Below are 16,607 nucleotides of genomic sequence, written 5' to 3'. Positions count from 1 at the left end.
AACAAACGCGATCAGGCCTGCGTAACAAGTCAGTTTATGCTTATATCTTCCTTCCAGGATCGCCCCACTAGGACTGATATGCATCACTTGACCCACGACATTCTGGCACCGGTTCCAGGCATTGCCCGCCAGATCCACAGCTTTCACTTCGGCCCCCGTGATGCCGGCAAAATCTACATCCAGGCGTCACTGCACGCCGATGAACTGCCGGGAATGCTGGTGGCCTGGCATCTCAAGCAACGCCTGGGCGCACTGGAAGCCCAAGGCCTGCTGCGCCGCGAAATCGTCCTGGTGCCGATTGCCAACCCGGTCGGCCTGGAACAAGTGCTGCTGGATGTGCCGCTGGGTCGTTTTGAACTGCAAAGCGGCGAGAACTTCAACCGCAATTTCGTCGACCTGAGCGATTCGATCGGTGACCAGATCGAAGCGCAGCTCAACCAGGACCCTGTACACAACGTTGCTCTGATTCGTGATTGCCTGCGCCGCGCCCTGGACGCTCACCCCGCACACACGCCATTGCAGTCGCAGCGCCTGACCTTGCAACGCCTGGCCTGTGACGCCGAAATGGTGTTGGACCTGCACTGCGACTTCGACGCCGTCGCCCACCTTTACACCACCCCCGAGGCCTGGCCACAGGTTGAACCGTTGTCGCGCTACCTTGGCGCCCAGGCCAGCCTGCTGGCCACCGACTCCGGCGGGCAGTCCTTCGATGAGTGTTTCACCCTGGTGTGGTGGCAGTTGCAACAGCGCTTTGGCAAACAGTTCCCGATTCCCCAAGGCAGCTTTTCGGTCACCGTCGAGTTGCGCGGGCAAGGCGATGTCAGCCATCCCCTGGCAGAACAGGATTGCGCAGCGATTCTGGCGTACCTCACGCATCACGGTGCAATCGAGGGCGAAGTCCGTGCCCTGCCGCCCTTGAGCTACCCGGCTACCCCGCTTGCCGGGGTAGAGCCTGTGGCAACGCCATTGGGTGGACTATTGGTGTTCCACGCCAAACCTGGTCAGTACCTGGAAGCTGACCAGTTGATTGCCGAAGTGATCGATCCACTCACTGACCGCGTCACCCCGGTACGCAACGCCCAGCCGGGCTTGTTGTACGCACGCTCGCTGCGACGCATGGCTACCGCCGGCATGGTCATCGCCCATGTCGCCGGTCGTCAGGCGTATCGCAGCGGTTACCTGCTCTCGCCTTGAGCACACACGTGGCGCAATAGCGCTCAGGCGACCGGTGCAGGGGGGGCTTCGTCGGGCAGGGTAGGCTCTCCCGGCTCCATCGGCTGGCTTTCACCGGGTGGCGGCTGATCGGGAGTGTCTGGGTCAGGTTGACCGGGTACACCGCCCGCGTGGGCGGTGTGGGGGTGCGGATGAGCCAGCAGCGACCAGGCCATCACCCCAACGTGATTGGGCTGCAACACGGCCAGCTTGGCGCTGATGCTCGGGTCGAGTTTCATGAGCGGCTCCTTGACGACATCCGCCAGGCGCTGTGCCTGGCGGGAAAGTTCACATCATTGGAGTGTACAAACCGCCAGGAATTCCCTCGCTTGGTCGGCTCAGGTGCGTGGCAGGGTGACGCCGCGCTGGCCCTGGTATTTGCCGCCACGGTCCTTGTAAGACACTTCGCACTCTTCGTCAGACTCAAGGAAGAGCATCTGTGCCACGCCTTCATTGGCGTAGATTTTAGCCGGCAGCGTGGTGGTGTTGGAGAACTCCAGGGTCACGTGCCCTTCCCACTCGGGTTCCAGCGGAGTGACGTTGACGATGATGCCGCAGCGCGCGTAGGTGCTTTTACCCAGGCAGATGGTCAGCACATTACGCGGAATGCGGAAGTACTCGACGGTACGGGCCAGGGCGAAAGAGTTTGGCGGAATGATGCAGACATCACTTTTAACGTCGACAAAGCTGCCAGCGTCGAAGTTTTTCGGATCGACGGTCGCCGAGTTGATGTTGGTGAACACCTTGAACTCATCGGCGCAGCGCACATCGTAGCCGTAGCTGGAGACGCCGAAGGAGATCAGACGGTTGTCGCTCTCACCGCGCACCTGGCGCTCGACGAAAGGCTCGATCATGCCGTGTTCCTGCGCCATGCGGCGAATCCACTTGTCCGATTTGATGCTCATGGCGGGTGTCCTGAAATAACGAGGTGAAGAAATTCTGAGGCGCATCTTACCGGGCCCGGCGCCCGGTTCAAAGTTCCATGCAGCGTCAGGCGTCGAATCCCCGTGCGCCGGGGCCCGCAGCGTGCCTTGTAGCACCGTCAGTCATGATTTGCGCGAAAGCTGAACAAGACCATTGGCACGTTCTGGAAAAACGGTTATGGTGACGCCACTGTGCTGCACGTGTCACTGAGAATATCTACCTGATGCAAGATTTCGATCAACCCATCTCTGAATTTTCTGCCTCTTTGCACTCAGTCTCGGCCAGGGCTTTTCCTGAGTCGTAGTTAACTTTGTCCAAGGAGACAGACCATGTCCAATCGCCAAACCGGTACCGTTAAGTGGTTCAACGATGAAAAAGGCTTCGGCTTCATCACCCCACAATCCGGTGACGACCTGTTCGTACACTTCAAAGCTATCAAAGCTGACGGCTTCAAGAGCCTGAAAGAAGGCCAACAGGTTTCTTTCATCGCTACTCGCGGTCAGAAAGGCATGCAGGCTGAAGAAGTAGAAGTTATCTAACTTCCGCTTTACAGCTTGAAAAAAACCCGCCCTTAACAGGCGGGTTTTTTTTTGCCTTGTGGGAGCGGGCTTGGCCCGCGATTACGATGTGACTAATAGATCGCAATCGCGGGGCAAGCCCGCTCCTACAGGTGTGGAGTATCAGTCTTCGCTGATGGTGATGTTCGGCATGGCCGGAGCCGCAGCTTCCTGCAACACGATCCGCGCGCCCACCTGACGGGCCAGTTCCTGGTAAACCATGGCGATCTGACTTTCAGGCTCAGCGATGGCGGTCGGCTTGCCAGTATCGGCCTGTTCGCGAATCAGCATCGACAACGGCAGCGACGCCAGCAGCTCAACGCCATACTGCGAGGCCAGCTTCTCGCCCCCGCCCTCACCGAACAGATGCTCGGCATGTCCGCAATTCGAGCAGATATGCACGGCCATGTTCTCGACCACACCCAGCACCGGGATGTTGACCTTGCGGAACATTTCCACGCCTTTCTTGGCATCGATCAACGCCAGGTCTTGTGGGGTGGTGACGATCACAGAACCGGCCACCGGGACTTTCTGCGCCAAGGTCAGCTGGATATCGCCGGTGCCCGGCGGCATGTCGATCACCAGATAATCGAGGTTATCCCAGGCCGTCTGGGTTACCAATTGCAGCAAGGCCCCGGAAACCATCGGACCACGCCAGACCATCGGCGTGTTGTCGTCGGTGAGGAAAGCCATCGACATCACCTCGACACCGTGAGCCTTGAGCGGCACGAACCACTTCTGATCGCGAATCTGCGGACGGGTGCGTTCAGGGATGCCAAACATCACACCCTGGCTTGGGCCGTAGATATCAGCGTCGAGAATACCCACCCGCGCACCTTCGCGGGCCAGGGCCAGGGCCAGGTTGGCGGCGGTCGTGGATTTGCCCACGCCGCCTTTGCCCGAGGCCACCGCGATGATGTTCTTGACGTTGGCAAGACCCGGAATTTGCGCCTGGGCCTTGTGCGCGGCGATCACGCAGTGGATGTCGACCTTGGCCGCGGCCACCCCGTCGATGCCTTCAATGGCGGTTTGCAGTACCTGGGCCCACCCCTTTTTGAACAGGTCCGCAGCGTATCCCAGCTGCAACTGAACACTGACTCGATCGCCCTGGATATCAATGGCCTGAACACAACCTGCGCTGACCGGGTCCTGGTTCAGGTAAGGGTCGGTGTACTGGCGAAGAACGGCTTCGACGGCTGCGCGAGTGACGGCACTCATGGAGACTCCCGTGATAAAGACTGAGTAAAACAGACCACTATGCTAACCCGCGAAACATCCATAGACGTCCATGGGGTGAAATAAATTTCCCGGCGTTTTATAGTGGCCGATCACCGTTTCATCTCTAGTAGCCGAAAAAAGTAGCCGAGCCCCTCATGTCCGAGCCCCGTCAGATTCTCGTCACCAGCGCCCTCCCCTATGCCAATGGTTCGATCCACCTTGGCCATATGCTTGAGTACGTGCAGACAGACATGTGGGTGCGCTACCAGAAACTTCGCGGCAACCAGTGCGTTTATGTCTGCGCAGACGACGCCCATGGTTCGGCCATCATGCTGCGTGCAGAAAAGGAAGGCATTACCCCTGAGCAACTGATCGCCGGGGTCCAGGCCGAGCACTGCAGCGATTTCGCCGACTTCCTGGTGGAGTTCGACAACTTCCACTCGACCCATGCCGAAGAAAACCGCGAGCTGTCGAACCATATCTACCTCAAGCTGCGTGATGCCGGGCACATTGCTACCCGTTCGATCACTCAGTACTTCGACCCGGACAAAAAAATGTTCCTGGCCGACCGTTTCATCAAGGGCACCTGCCCCAAGTGCGCCGCTGAAGACCAGTACGGCGACAACTGTGAAAAGTGCGGCGCCACCTACGCGCCTACCGAACTGAAGAACCCCAAGTCGGCGATTTCCGGTGCCACTCCGGTCCTCAAGGATTCCCAGCACTTCTTCTTCAAGCTGCCAGACTTCCAGGCCATGCTCCAGCAATGGACCCGCAGCGGTACCCTGCAAGATGCCGTGGCCAACAAGATTGCCGAGTGGCTCGATGCCGGTCTGCAGGAATGGGACATTTCCCGTGATGCGCCGTACTTCGGTTTCGAAATCCCCGACGAGCCGGGCAAATACTTCTACGTCTGGCTGGACGCGCCGATCGGCTACATGGCCAGCTTCAAGAACCTCTGCGCCCGTCGCCCGGAGCTGGACTTCGACGCCTACTGGAACAAGGACTCCAAGGCCGAGCTGTACCACTTCATCGGCAAGGACATCGTCAACTTCCACGCCCTGTTCTGGCCTGCCATGCTCGAAGGCGCCGGCTATCGCAAGCCAACCGGCATCAACGTGCACGGCTACCTGACCGTCAACGGTTCGAAAATGTCCAAGTCGCGCGGCACCTTCATCAAGGCCCGCACCTACCTGGATCACCTGGCACCGGAATACCTGCGTTACTACTACGCCTCCAAGCTCGGCCGCGGCGTCGATGACCTCGACCTGAACCTGGAAGACTTCGTGCAGAAGGTCAACTCCGACCTGATCGGCAAGGTGGTCAACATTGCCAGCCGTTGCGCCGGTTTCATTCAAAAAGGCAACGACGGCGTCATGGTCGCTGGCGACGCAGCCCCTGAGCTGACCGAAGCCTTCCTGGCCGCAGCCCCGAGCATTGCCGAAGCCTATGAAGCACGCGACTTCGCCCGTGCCATGCGCGAAACCATGGGCCTGGCTGACCGTGCCAACGCCTGGATCGCCGACAAAGCTCCGTGGTCTCTGGCCAAGCAGGAAGGCAAGCAGGACGAAGTCCAGGCCATCTGCGCCCAGGGCATCAACCTGTTCCGCCAACTGGTGATCTTCCTCAAGCCGGTATTGCCGCTGCTGGCCGCCGACGCCGAAGCGTTCCTCAACGTCGCGCCGCTGACCTGGGACGACCACAAGAGCCGCCTGAGCAATCACCAGTTGAATCCGTTCAAGGCCCTGATGAACCGTATCGACCCGGCCAAAGTCGAAGCCATGACCGCCGCCAGCAAAGAAGACCTGGCTGCCAGCCAGACTTCGGTAGTGACCGGCAACGGCGAACTGAGCAAAGATCCGTTGTCGCCTGAAATCGAGTTCGACACCTTCGCCGCGGTAGACCTGCGCGTCGCACTGATTGTCAAAGCCGAAGCCGTGGAAGGTGCCGATAAGCTGCTGCGCCTGACCCTGGACATCGGTGACGAGCAACGCAATGTGTTCTCCGGCATCAAGTCGGCCTACCCGGACCCGGCCAAGCTTGAAGGTCGCTTGACCATGATGATCGCCAACCTCAAGCCTCGCAAAATGCGCTTCGGTGTCTCCGAAGGCATGGTCATGGCTGCTGGCCCTGGCGGTGAAGAAATCTACCTGCTCAGCCCTGATAGCGGCGCCAAGCCAGGTCAGCGCATCAAGTAAGGCCCGACGCCCCGGACGATTGCGTCCGGGGCGTTCTCATCCTCGCGTCATTGCCGGATAATGGCGAACAGCCCTGGCATTGTGCACTCCCATGAGCGAATTCATCCTGGCCCTGATCAGCGCCGCGCTGGTCAACAACCTGGTCCTGCATCAAGGGCTGGCCATCGACCCGGCCTTGCGTGCCTCAGCGGACCATGACCGCCGTCGACTCCATGCACTGGGGCTGGCCACGCTAACACTGCTGGTGGTGGCCACGCAGCTGGGACAATGGCTGTACCTCTTCGTCTTGCAACCCCTGCAGCTTGCGTACCTGCGCCTGTTCATCTTTTTACCGCTGTATGCCCTGCTGGCCGAGCCGTTGCTTGGGCTGCTGTCGCGCGCAGTGCCTAGCCTGCCTTTCACCGGGCTGACGCCCTGGCTGCTGGGCAATGTGGCGCTGCTAGGCTTGAGCCTACAACTGTCTGAAGGTGGCTATGGGGTGTTGCAGAGCCTGGCCTGGAGCCTGGGAGGTGGATTGGGATTCTGGCTAGCCTTGTGCCTGTTCGCCGACTTGCGTCAACGTAGCGACCACGAGGCTATGCCCCAGAGCTTTCGCGGCCTGCCTGCCGCGTTGATCGGCGCCGGTGTGATGGCTTTGGCGTTTCTCGGCTTCAACGGATTATTTACATCATGAGTCTGATTCAACGCATCGACGCCCTGCTACCGCAGACCCAATGCGGAAAGTGTGGCCACCCTGGCTGCAAGCCCTATGCAGAGGGGCTGGCCAAGGGAGAAGCGATCAACAAATGCCCACCTGGGGGCAACGAAACCATCGCCGCGCTGGCGAGCCTGCTGAACGTACCGGTTATTGCTCTGGACTCCGAGCGCGGCCGCGCACCGGCGCAAGTCGCGTTTATCCGTGAAGCTGAATGCATCGGCTGCACCAAGTGCATCCAGGCCTGTCCGGTGGACGCCATTGTCGGTGCGGCAAAACTGATGCACACGGTGATCAGCGCCGAGTGCACAGGCTGTGACTTGTGCGTGGCCCCCTGCCCGGTCGACTGTATCGACCTGTTACCCCTGGACGCGACCAGCAACATCATCCCGATCGTCGGCGGTATGGCTGCCGATGCCCCAGCGCTGGCAGCGCGCAGCAACAAGCGCAATCACGCCCGCCGACGCTTTGAGGCACGCAACAGCCGCCTGCAGCGCGAAGAAGCACGCAAACACGCTGAACGTGCGGCGCGCAACCAGCGTACAACCCTAAGCAACACCGCAGCGGACCCGGCGGCGGTCAGTGACGATCCCATCAAAGCTGCGATTGAGCGGGTCAAGGCACAGAAAGCTGCGGCTGCCGACGCGGCCCTGAAAAAAGCCAAGATCGCTGCTGCCATGAGCCGAGCACAGTTGAACAAAGCCAGAAGCGCCTTTGGAGAGACGCCAAACGAGGCGCAGCTCGCTCAGCTGGCCGAGCTGGAGCGAGAGGCCGAACAGGCTCAAGCACACCTGCAGGTCCTGCAACCGGCTGCCGCACATGCCAACCATTGAGACCAGCGAACGCCTGCGTAGCACCATGATGTTGGTGCTGCTGGCCTGTTTACCAGGCGCACTGACGCTGCTCTGGCAGCATGGCTGGGGCCTGCTGTTCAATCTGGTGCTCTGCGCAAGCGCAGCACTGGCAAGCGAAGCGCTGCTACTCAAACTACAACAACGTCCGCTCATGCCTTCGCTCACCGATGGCAGCGCCTTGGTCAGCGCCACCCTACTTGCGGTAGCCCTGCCCGCCTACGCCCCGTGGTGGGTCGCGGTAACGGCCACGGTCAGCGCCATCGCACTGGGTAAACAGCTGTACGGTGGCGTCGGCAAAAACCCGTTCAATCCGGCCATGCTCGGCTATGCCATCGTGTTGGTGAGCTTCCCCCAGCACATGACGCAATGGCCCGGCGCGCAGTTGCTGGATTTGGGCGCCAGCCTGCAGCAGGTGTTCGGCCTGAACAGCGGTGGGCAACCTGATGCCTGGGCCCAGGCCACCGTCCTCGACACCCTGCGCAACAACCGCAGCCTGACGGTGGAAGAACTGTTCAGCAGCCACCCGGCCTTTGGTCATGTTGGTGGCAAAGGCAGCGAATGGGTCAACCTGGCTTTTCTGCTGGGCGGCTTGCTGCTGTTGCAGCGTAAAGTGTTCAGCTGGCATGCCCCCGTTGGCTTATTGGCAAGCCTGTTTGTCATCAGCCTGCTGTGCTGGAACGGGTCGGGCTCCGACTCCAATGGCTCGCCACTCCTGCATTTGTTCAGCGGCTCGACCATGCTGGCCGCCTTCTTCATCGCCACCGAACCGGTTTCCGGCCCCAAGTTGCCCCAGGCCCGCCTACTGTTCGGCATCGGCATAGGCCTGCTGATCTACCTGATCCGCACTTGGGGCAATTACCCTGATGGCACTGCTTTCGCGGTGCTGCTGATGAATCTCTGTGTACCTGCCTTGGAGCGCTGGGCCGAACGGCGCCAGGCGGTGACCCCATGAATCGCGTATCACTGCGCAGCGGCGCTATCGTGCTGTTTGTTGCCCTGCTGGGCGTGGGCAGCAGCGTCGCCTGGCAGCACTTCAGTGCCCGGAATATTGCCTTGGCGGAACAAACGCTCAAGGCACAAACCTGGCTCAGCGTGTTACCCGCCAATGCCTACGACAATCAGCCACTGCAGTCCCCACTGGTACTCAGCGATCCGGCCCTCGCCCACAGTCAACTGTTGGCGGGCTATCGCGTCACCCTTGGCGGCCGCCCCAGCGCAGTAGTGCTGCACAGCCAGGCGCAAGGCTATGCGGGCCAACTTGAGCTGCTGATTGCCATCGACCCACAAGGTCGGATGATCGGCAGCAAAGTCCTGCGCCAGCAGGAAACAACCGGCCTGGGCGGCAAGCTGGTAGAGCCGGGTAACACCTGGCTGCAGGGCTTCGCAGGTACGAGCCGCACAAACATCGCTGACGCTGGCTGGGCCCTGAAGCGCGATGGCGGACAGTTTGATCAATTGGCTAACGCCACGGTGACTTCCCGCGCCGTGATACACGCCGTGCACGACGCGCTGCGCTACTTCGATGAACATCGCCAAGCCTTGCTCGGGGAAACCAACGATGAATAGGCAATGGCTAGCGGCGCTGAGCCTGGCCCCGCTGCTGGGCGCCACCCACACCGTACTCAACGCTGGCGCAATTGCCGTTCTCAGCGTGTTATTGATTGCGCTGCATCACCTGGCAATGGGCCCTCTGTACCCCAGGCTCACCGTGCGAGGTAGAACACTGGCCAGTGTGCTGGTGGCGGCGACGCTAGCCACCTGCCTGGAACTGAGCCTGCGCGCCTGGGCTTTACCGCTGTATCAGGCATTAACCCCCTATACCGCATTGATCGCCGTACAATGTCTGGTATTCGAACATGCTCAAGGCGAACAACGCCGCTGGTCAGCGGCGCTGCGTCTGCTGTCCGGGTTTGCCGTGCTGTGCATCGCCCTGGGTTTTTGCCGCGAGTTTCTGAGCGAATGGGCCGGCTTGCGCCTGGCGGTGCTACTGCCTGGAGCATTTTTTCTGTTGGGCCTGTTGTTGGCCCTGTACAACAGGGTTTGCCTGCGGCGAGCCCCTTCACGTCGTCAAGGAAAGCGCTGACCCCATGAATGCTGCCAAACGCCTGGAAATTTTTCGCAGGCTGCACGAAGACAACCCCGAACCAAAAACTGAACTGGCCTATTCCTCACCTTTTGAACTGCTGATTGCGGTGATTCTCTCGGCTCAGGCCACTGATGTCAGCGTCAACAAGGCAACAGCAAAGCTGTACCCGGTTGCCAATACCCCAGAAGCCATTTATGCCCTGGGTGTCGAAGGCTTGTCGCACTACATCAAGACCATTGGCCTGTACAACAGCAAAGCACGCAATGTGATCGAAACCTGCCGCTTGCTGATTGAACAGCATGGCAGCCAGGTACCTGAAACCCGCGAGGCACTTGAAGCCTTGCCCGGCGTGGGCCGCAAGACCGCCAACGTTGTCCTCAACACGGCATTCCGGCAACTGGCAATGGCCGTCGACACGCATATTTTCCGGGTCAGCAACCGCACGGGGATTGCCCCTGGCAAGACAGTGCTTGAAGTTGAAAAGGCACTGATGAAGTTCGTGCCCAAGGCCTACCTGCTCGATGCCCACCACTGGCTGATTCTGCACGGGCGCTATGTGTGCCTGGCGCGCAAGCCCCGTTGTGGAAGTTGCCGCATCGAAGACCTGTGTGAATACAAGCAGAAAACCTCTGACGATTGAGCCGATAGCAAATATTCGGCTCAGCCGATTGAAAAAATCTTTTTTACCCGCTCAAGGATTCTCGCTATAAGGTGCGCCAATGGCCTCTTGGCTGGGAGTGACATATGAGCACCGTTAAAGAAGACCTGGAAGTAGATGAAGAATTCTCTCCTGTTGATTCAGAAGACGTGGAGCCGCCGGTAGAAACCGCGAAGACCAACCTGAGCAAACGCCGCACCATTGATAACATGCTGGAAGAACGTCGCTTGCAAAAACAACTGGCCGATTACGACTTCGACCTCTGACAGGCCAGCACAAGGCAACGACCAAAGCCTCCATTACGGAGGCTTTGTGGTTTCTGATGGGTCAGGCCAAGCCGTTGCGTTGCGCCAACTCGATCAGATCAACCAATGAGCGTGCGTTGAGCTTGAGTAAAAGGCGGGTTTTGTAGGTACTGACCGTCTTGTTGCTCAGAAACATACCGTCGGCGATTTCCTTGTTGCTCTTACCTCGCGCCAGCTGCTGCAAGACCATCATCTCTCGCCCCGACAGGCGCTCGACCATATCGGCCTCGCTGGCGCCGCCCATGTGGGTGCGCACTGAATGCAGTGCCTGGTTGGGGAAGTAGCTGTAGCCGGACAGCACCGCCTTGATTGCACTGAGCAGCTCCGTAAGGTCTTGTTGTTTACACACGTACCCCGCAGCACCTGCCTGCATGCACCGCATCGAAAAATGCCCGGGCGCCTGTGAGGTCAGCACCAGCACCTTGGCGCCCGGACAGGTGGACGTGAGCCGGGCGATGACCTCGAGGCCATCAAGCTTCGGAATGCCAATATCCAGTATGACAATGTCCGGAATGTGCTCTCTTGCCAGTTGTAATGCGTCCACGCCATTGTCCGTCTCCGCAACGACTTCATAGCCATGCCGCTCCATCAGCATCCGTACCGCCAGGCGTATGACCGGATGATCATCCACGATCAGCACTTTATTCATGGGCAGATCCAATTGTTCGCTGTTCGATTTTTATTGAGCCCGCACAATAGCCTAGTCACACGACATATTGTATTGCAGTACCCGCGAGCAAATGCACACAAAGATAAAACCTACACACACAGAGGATATTTCCTACAAAAAACACAAGCCCGCACCGTTCCAAACTTTAGCGGCGAACTCAAGCAAACCAGAACCAACCTCTAATTCGAAAGTAACACCAGTCAGCTTTATATGCCCAGCTTGTAAAGAGGTAATGAGCGAAGGAAATTTCCTATAATTACGTTCAATATCTACCTGCAGTCCTGGCGTAAGGGTGGTAATGCAGGGAAATAAATTCCCCAATCAGAAATCCCGCCCGCTGTCAGGCGTTCTTGCTTCCTTGGCTAACTGCGCTGTACTAAGCGACAGCAAACGCGAGGACACAGCCATGAGCAATGCAGAGCCTAAAAGCCCGCTGACCATCATTGCTATTTTCGCGGGTATTATCGAAGCCTCCGCTTTGGCTTCGTTACCATTCCTAAGCGAAGACAGTCAAAATATCTACACGTGGTTCCTGGTCGGTTTTCCATTTTTTCTTACAGTCTTATTTTTTCTCACGCTAAATTTTAATTACAAATCTTTGTATTCACCGCCTGCTACTGACGTCACTGGCCCCGCCATCTACCCTGCATCACCGGCACACACCATTGAGCCTGAAGAGACTGTACACAATGAAGTTCAATTTCCCGAACAAATAGAAACTTACAAAGAAGTCATCAATACACCGGTGATTCCCAACACACTGCCTAACCAATCTTGTGCAAAAACATTACAAACTTTACAAGCAACGGTCATTATTTCGGTTAAAGGAAACAGCGCCAGCCAGCTACTGGAACACTTTGCCATCCATGCATTGCATCAGGACAAACCTCTGTGTCAGACACTGATTCTTGAAAATCTGGAAACAGGCAGGCGAACCATCTTGGCCTCCGAGTCGATAAACCCGTAAAAAAAAACCCCGGCAAGCCGGGGTTTTTTGTTCAGGACACGGTTCAGATCAGCGAACGGCCCTTGTTTGCAGCAATGCGCATACGCAAGGCGTTGAGCTTGATGAAGCCCGCCGCGTCGGCCTGGTTGTAAGCACCACCATCTTCCTCGAAGGTTGCGATGTTGGCGTCGAACAACGAATCGTCAGACTTGCGACCAGTGACGATCACGTTGCCCTTGTACAGCTTCAGGCGAACCACACCGTTCACGTTGACCTGGGAAGCGTCGATCATCTGTTGCAGCATCAGACGCTCAGGGCTCCACCAGTAGCCGGTGTAGATCAGGCTGGCGTACTTGGCCATCAGCTCGTCTTTCAGGTGAGCGACTTCACGGTCCAGGGTGATCGACTCGATCGCCCGGTGGGCGCGCAGCATGATGGTGCCGCCTGGGGTTTCGTAGCAGCCACGGGACTTCATGCCTACATAGCGGTTTTCAACGATGTCCAGACGACCGATACCGTTCTCACCGCCAATGCGGTTCAGGGTAGCCAGCACGGTGGCCGGGGTCATATCAACGCCGTCGATGGCGACGATGTCGCCATTGCGGTAGGTCAGTTCGATGTAGGTCGGGACGTCTGGCGCGGCTTCTGGCGACTTGGTCCACTTCCACATGTCTTCTTCGTGTTCGGTCCAGGTATCCTCCAGCACGCCACCTTCATAGGAGATGTGCAGCAGGTTGGCGTCCATCGAATAAGGCGACTTCTTCTTGCCGTGACGCTCGATCGGAATACCGTGCTTCTCGGCATAATCCATCAGTTTTTCACGGGACAGCAGGTCCCATTCACGCCATGGCGCGATAACCTTGACGCCTGGCTTGAGCGCATAGGCGCCGAGCTCGAAACGTACCTGGTCATTGCCCTTGCCGGTAGCACCGTGGGAAATGGCATCGGCGCCGGTTTCATTGGCGATTTCGATCAGGCGCTTGGCGATCAGCGGACGAGCGATGGAAGTACCCAGCAGGTACTCGCCTTCGTAAACGGTGTTGGCGCGGAACATCGGGAATACGAAGTCGCGCACGAACTCTTCGCGCAGGTCGTCGATGTAGATTTCTTTCACGCCCATGGCCTGAGCCTTGGCGCGAGCCGGTTCGACTTCCTCACCCTGCCCCAGATCAGCGGTGAACGTCACCACTTCACAGTTGTAGGTATCCTGCAGCCACTTGAGAATCACCGAAGTATCAAGGCCGCCGGAATACGCCAGTACGACCTTTTTTACGTCCGCCATGCCATCACTCCACGGGGTTGTACGGAAAGCCGACGATTCTACCGGCCTTGCCGCAAAAATTACAGTGGGGCGACAGCTTGTGACGACAAAGCGACAGGAACTGTCGATAGCGCGACGGACGGTCGCAGGTCAGGACTTCACTGAAGGCTTGCCATTCTCCGCCTGAGCCGCAGGCGCCGCCGGGGTTTGCGGTGCTTTCTCCTGCGCCGTTTCCACAGGCGTCACGCGGTCGAGCTGAATGTTCACCCGACGATTGCGTGCGCGGTTGGCCGCCGAGTTGTTGGCCGCCAGTGGGTAGCGCTCGCCGTGGAAGCGCACCTGGATCTGCTCTTCAGGGATACCGTGCGCTTTGAAGTACTCCATCACCGCCAGCGCCCGCCGGCGAGACAGGTCACGATTGCTCAGGCGATTGCCACTGTTATCGGAATGACCATCGACCTCGATGTGGTTGACCGTCGGGTCGGCCTTGAGGAACGCCAGGATCACATCCAGGCGTGCCTTGGCATTGGCGTCCAGGTCAATACCACCGCCCGGAAAGCCAACCCGCGCCTGGCGTACCTGATCGTAGTTCATCGGCAGCAGCTTGGCGGCACACAGCTGATAGTCACCGTAGGCTTGGCTGAACTTCACCGGCAACACGCGCACTTCCATGGCACGCCCGGCCTCACCGGCGAAATTACGCACCACGGTGCTACGGCCATCGAGCAGACCATTGATCAGACGACTCGCCTGGCCTTGGCTACTGGTAAACAGTACGCCGCTGCGCGCCATGCGTACCGACCCCAGGTTGATATCGGCACGGCCAGGCTGCCACGGCGCCGCCGCAGCCAGCAACGCCGCTGCCCCGGTGCCCAGCACGTTGGTGCTCGAGCGCAATTGAAAGGTGGCCTGCTCACCGGCCCGACGCACGAACTCACCCGTACCAAAATCGGCAATCGGCTGGACCAGGCGGCATTCGAACTGATCGCCTTCGACCTTCCACTCAACATTCTCCAGACGGGTCTGGAAGGTGAGCGCTGTCGCCGGCAGGCAAACGAACACACTGAGCAGGGCTAGATAACGCTGGCGCACGGGCGGCTCCACAAATTTTTACGGCATACCCGCAGGCTATCGGTCAGGCGCGGCAAAACTTGATAGCGAGTGCTCGGCACCCGCTTTTCCGGTAGCATTCACCTTGAGTTCGACCCGCCTGGAATCCCCAATGTCCGACCGCCTGACCCTCCTGCGTCCCGATGACTGGCACATCCACCTTCGTGATGGTGCTGTGCTGCCCCACACCGTTGGCGACGTTGCGCGCACCTTTGCACGCGCAATCATCATGCCTAACCTGGTACCTCCCGTGCGCAATGCCGAAGAAGCTGGCGCCTATCGGGAGCGCATCCTGGCCGCCCGTCCGGCCGGCAGCCGCTTTGAACCGCTGATGGTGCTGTACCTCACCGACCGCACTCAGCCCGAGGAAATCCACGCGGCCAAGGCCACCGGTTTTGTGCATGCCGCCAAGCTCTATCCAGCCGGCGCCACCACCAACTCCGACTCTGGCGTGACCAGCATCGACAACATTTTCCCAGTACTTGAAGCCATGGCCGAAGTCGGCATGCCGCTGCTGGTACACGGTGAAGTGACCCGCAGCGAAATCGACGTCTTCGACCGCGAGAAGCTGTTTATCGACGAGCATCTGCGCCGTGTCGTCGAGCGCTTCCCAACGCTGAAAGTGGTGTTCGAACACATCACCACCAGCGATGCCGTGCAGTTCGTCAATGAGGCTCCGGCCAACGTCGGCGCCACCATCACTGCCCAGCACCTGCTGTACAACCGCAACCACATGCTGGTTGGCGGTATCCGCCCGCATTTCTATTGCCTGCCGATCCTCAAGCGCAACACCCACCAGGTGGCCTTGCTTGACGCCGCCACCAGCGGTAGCAGCAAGTTCTTCCTCGGCACCGACTCGGCACCGCACGCCCGTCACGCCAAAGAAGCAGCCTGCGGCTGTGCAGGGTGCTACACCGCCTACGCGGCGATCGAGCTGTACGCCGAAGCGTTCGAACAACGCAACGCCCTGGACAAGCTTGAAGGCTTTGCCAGCAAACACGGCCCTGACTTCTATGGCCTGGCGCGCAACACCGACACCATTACCCTGGTTCGCGACAGCTGGACCGCCCCAAGCAGCTTGCCGTTCGGCGAGCAAACCGTTATCCCGCTGCGCGCCGGTGAGCAACTGCGCTGGCGCCTGCTGGAGGAAACTGCGTGAGTGAAGATCTGTACGACGACCAGGACGGTCCAAGCGGTGGCCCCCGCCACCCGATGGCAGAGCGTTTTCGTGGTTACCTGCCGGTTGTAGTCGATGTCGAGACCGGCGGCTTCAACAGCGCCACCGATGCCCTGCTGGAAATCGCAGCGGTCACCATCGGCATGGATGAAAAAGGCTTCCTGTTCCCGGAACACACTTACTTCTTCCGCGTCGAGCCGTTCGAAGGCGCCAACATCGAGCAGGCAGCACTGGAGTTCACCGGGATCAAGCTGGATCACCCGCTGCGTATGGCGGTCAGTGAAGAGTCGGCCCTGACCGATATCTTCCGCGGTGTACGCAAGGCGTTGAAGGCCAATGGCTGCAAACGAGCCATCCTGGTCGGGCACAACAGCAGCTTCGACCTGGGCTTCCTCAATGCCGCCGTGGCGCGCCACGACATGAAGCGTAACCCGTTCCACCCGTTCTCCAGCTTCGATACTGCGACCCTGGCCGGGCTTGCCTATGGGCAAACCGTCCTGGCGCGTGCCTGCCAGAGCGCCGACATCGACTTCGACGGTCGCGAGGCGCACTCCGCGCGCTACGACACCGAGAAGACCGCCGAGCTGTTCTGCGGCATCGTCAACCGCTGGAAAGAGATGGGCGGCTGGCAAGACTTCAACGACTGAAGCTGCACTGTAGCTGGGACTTGCGGTGGGAGCGGGCTTGCCCCGCGATAGTGGTTTATCTGCCACATCGCATCGCGGGGCAAGCCCGCTCCT

The 16,607-nt window shown here is 59.2% G+C and carries 18 protein-coding genes and 1 pseudogene; 13 read left to right on the top strand and 6 right to left on the bottom strand.

Annotated features, from left to right (window positions below; all coding sequences use genetic code 11):
- The first annotated feature begins 78 nt into the window (after positions 1–78).
- Entirely contained in the window at positions 79–1,194 is a 1,116-nt protein-coding gene (locus ACVWSC_RS06685; protein WP_442112548.1) for a succinylglutamate desuccinylase/aspartoacylase family protein, read from the top strand.
- 23 nt (positions 1,195–1,217) lie between these two features.
- On the opposite strand, the gene ACVWSC_RS06680 is transcribed toward ACVWSC_RS06685, so the two are convergent.
- Both ACVWSC_RS06680 and dcd read right to left on the bottom strand, forming a co-directional pair.
- A complete protein-coding gene (locus tag ACVWSC_RS06680; protein ID WP_442112546.1) occupies positions 1,218–1,451 on the bottom strand; it encodes a hypothetical protein in 234 nt (77 codons plus the stop codon).
- A 99-nt stretch (positions 1,452–1,550) separates the two neighbouring features.
- Positions 1,551–2,117 carry a dCTP deaminase gene (gene dcd, locus ACVWSC_RS06675; protein ID WP_028943496.1) on the bottom strand — a complete coding sequence of 189 codons (567 nt, stop codon included), beginning with the start codon at positions 2,115–2,117 and terminating at the stop codon, positions 1,551–1,553.
- A 348-nt stretch (positions 2,118–2,465) separates the two neighbouring features.
- On the opposite strand from dcd, the gene ACVWSC_RS06670 reads away from it, so the two are divergent.
- Positions 2,466–2,675: a cold-shock protein gene (locus tag ACVWSC_RS06670; protein WP_028943495.1), complete on the top strand. Its 210-nt coding sequence runs from the start codon at positions 2,466–2,468 to the stop codon at positions 2,673–2,675.
- Positions 2,676–2,816: 141 nt separating this feature from the next.
- On the opposite strand, the gene apbC is transcribed toward ACVWSC_RS06670, so the two are convergent.
- Positions 2,817–3,911, bottom strand: a complete 1,095-nt coding sequence (gene apbC, locus ACVWSC_RS06665) for an iron-sulfur cluster carrier protein ApbC (protein ID WP_442112543.1) — start codon at positions 3,909–3,911, stop codon at positions 2,817–2,819.
- A gap of 155 nt (positions 3,912–4,066) precedes the next feature.
- On the opposite strand from apbC, the gene metG reads away from it, so the two are divergent.
- The 8 genes and pseudogenes from metG to ACVWSC_RS06625 all read left to right on the top strand — a co-directional run bounded on the left by metG (position 4,067) and on the right by ACVWSC_RS06625 (position 10,664).
- Positions 4,067–6,106: a methionine--tRNA ligase gene (metG, locus tag ACVWSC_RS06660; protein WP_442112541.1), complete on the top strand. Its 2,040-nt coding sequence runs from the start codon at positions 4,067–4,069 to the stop codon at positions 6,104–6,106.
- Between the two features lie 91 nt (positions 6,107–6,197).
- A complete protein-coding gene (locus ACVWSC_RS06655; protein WP_442112539.1) occupies positions 6,198–6,779 on the top strand; it encodes an Rnf-Nqr domain containing protein in 582 nt (193 codons plus the stop codon).
- Positions 6,776–7,615 (top strand): annotated as a pseudogene (gene rsxB, locus ACVWSC_RS06650) (electron transport complex subunit RsxB); the annotation flags it as partial. The gene ACVWSC_RS06655 and the pseudogene rsxB, both read left to right, overlap by 4 nt.
- Positions 7,616–7,619: 4 nt before the next feature.
- Complete coding sequence (locus tag ACVWSC_RS06645; RefSeq protein ID WP_442112537.1) at positions 7,620–8,606, top strand: RnfABCDGE type electron transport complex subunit D; 987 nt, start codon at positions 7,620–7,622, stop codon at positions 8,604–8,606.
- Complete coding sequence (locus ACVWSC_RS06640) at positions 8,603–9,220, top strand: RnfABCDGE type electron transport complex subunit G (RefSeq protein ID WP_442112535.1); 618 nt, start codon at positions 8,603–8,605, stop codon at positions 9,218–9,220. Before ACVWSC_RS06645 ends, ACVWSC_RS06640 begins: the two co-directional genes overlap by 4 nt.
- On the top strand, positions 9,213–9,737 hold the full coding sequence (locus ACVWSC_RS06635; protein ID WP_442112533.1) for an Rnf-Nqr domain containing protein: 525 nt from the start codon (positions 9,213–9,215) through the stop codon (positions 9,735–9,737). Before ACVWSC_RS06640 ends, ACVWSC_RS06635 begins: the two co-directional genes overlap by 8 nt.
- Positions 9,738–9,741: 4 nt before the next feature.
- Positions 9,742–10,380 (top strand): endonuclease III, encoded by a 639-nt coding sequence (gene nth, locus ACVWSC_RS06630; RefSeq protein ID WP_442112531.1) that lies wholly within the window; start codon positions 9,742–9,744, stop codon positions 10,378–10,380.
- 104 nt (positions 10,381–10,484) lie between these two features.
- Complete coding sequence (locus ACVWSC_RS06625) at positions 10,485–10,664, top strand: PA3496 family putative envelope integrity protein (RefSeq protein WP_442112529.1); 180 nt, start codon at positions 10,485–10,487, stop codon at positions 10,662–10,664.
- A 61-nt stretch (positions 10,665–10,725) separates the two neighbouring features.
- Here ACVWSC_RS06625 and ACVWSC_RS06620 read toward each other — a convergent pair whose 3' ends face one another.
- Entirely contained in the window at positions 10,726–11,352 is a 627-nt protein-coding gene (locus ACVWSC_RS06620; protein WP_442112527.1) for a response regulator, read from the bottom strand.
- Between the two features lie 427 nt (positions 11,353–11,779).
- On the opposite strand from ACVWSC_RS06620, the gene ACVWSC_RS06615 reads away from it, so the two are divergent.
- Positions 11,780–12,340, top strand: coding sequence for a hypothetical protein (locus tag ACVWSC_RS06615; RefSeq protein ID WP_442112525.1), 561 nt, complete (start codon positions 11,780–11,782; stop codon positions 12,338–12,340).
- 43 nt (positions 12,341–12,383) lie between these two features.
- Here the strand turns inward: ACVWSC_RS06615 and ACVWSC_RS06610 are convergent, their stop codons facing one another.
- Both ACVWSC_RS06610 and ACVWSC_RS06605 read right to left on the bottom strand, forming a co-directional pair.
- A complete protein-coding gene (locus ACVWSC_RS06610) occupies positions 12,384–13,601 on the bottom strand; it encodes an argininosuccinate synthase (RefSeq protein ID WP_442112523.1) in 1,218 nt (405 codons plus the stop codon).
- 129 nt (positions 13,602–13,730) lie between these two features.
- Positions 13,731–14,672, bottom strand: coding sequence for a flagellar protein MotY (locus tag ACVWSC_RS06605; protein ID WP_442112521.1), 942 nt, complete (start codon positions 14,670–14,672; stop codon positions 13,731–13,733).
- Positions 14,673–14,802: 130 nt separating this feature from the next.
- Between ACVWSC_RS06605 and pyrC the strand changes: the two genes are divergently transcribed.
- Positions 14,803–15,849, top strand: coding sequence for a dihydroorotase (pyrC, locus tag ACVWSC_RS06600; protein WP_442112519.1), 1,047 nt, complete (start codon positions 14,803–14,805; stop codon positions 15,847–15,849).
- Complete coding sequence (gene rnt, locus ACVWSC_RS06595) at positions 15,846–16,514, top strand: ribonuclease T (protein WP_274295447.1); 669 nt, start codon at positions 15,846–15,848, stop codon at positions 16,512–16,514. The genes pyrC and rnt overlap by 4 nt, the downstream gene beginning before the upstream one ends.
- Positions 16,515–16,607 lie beyond the last annotated feature (93 nt).

The organism is Pseudomonas sp. NUPR-002, from assembly GCF_056322725.1.
This window is presented reverse-complemented; position numbering and strand designations above follow the sequence as displayed.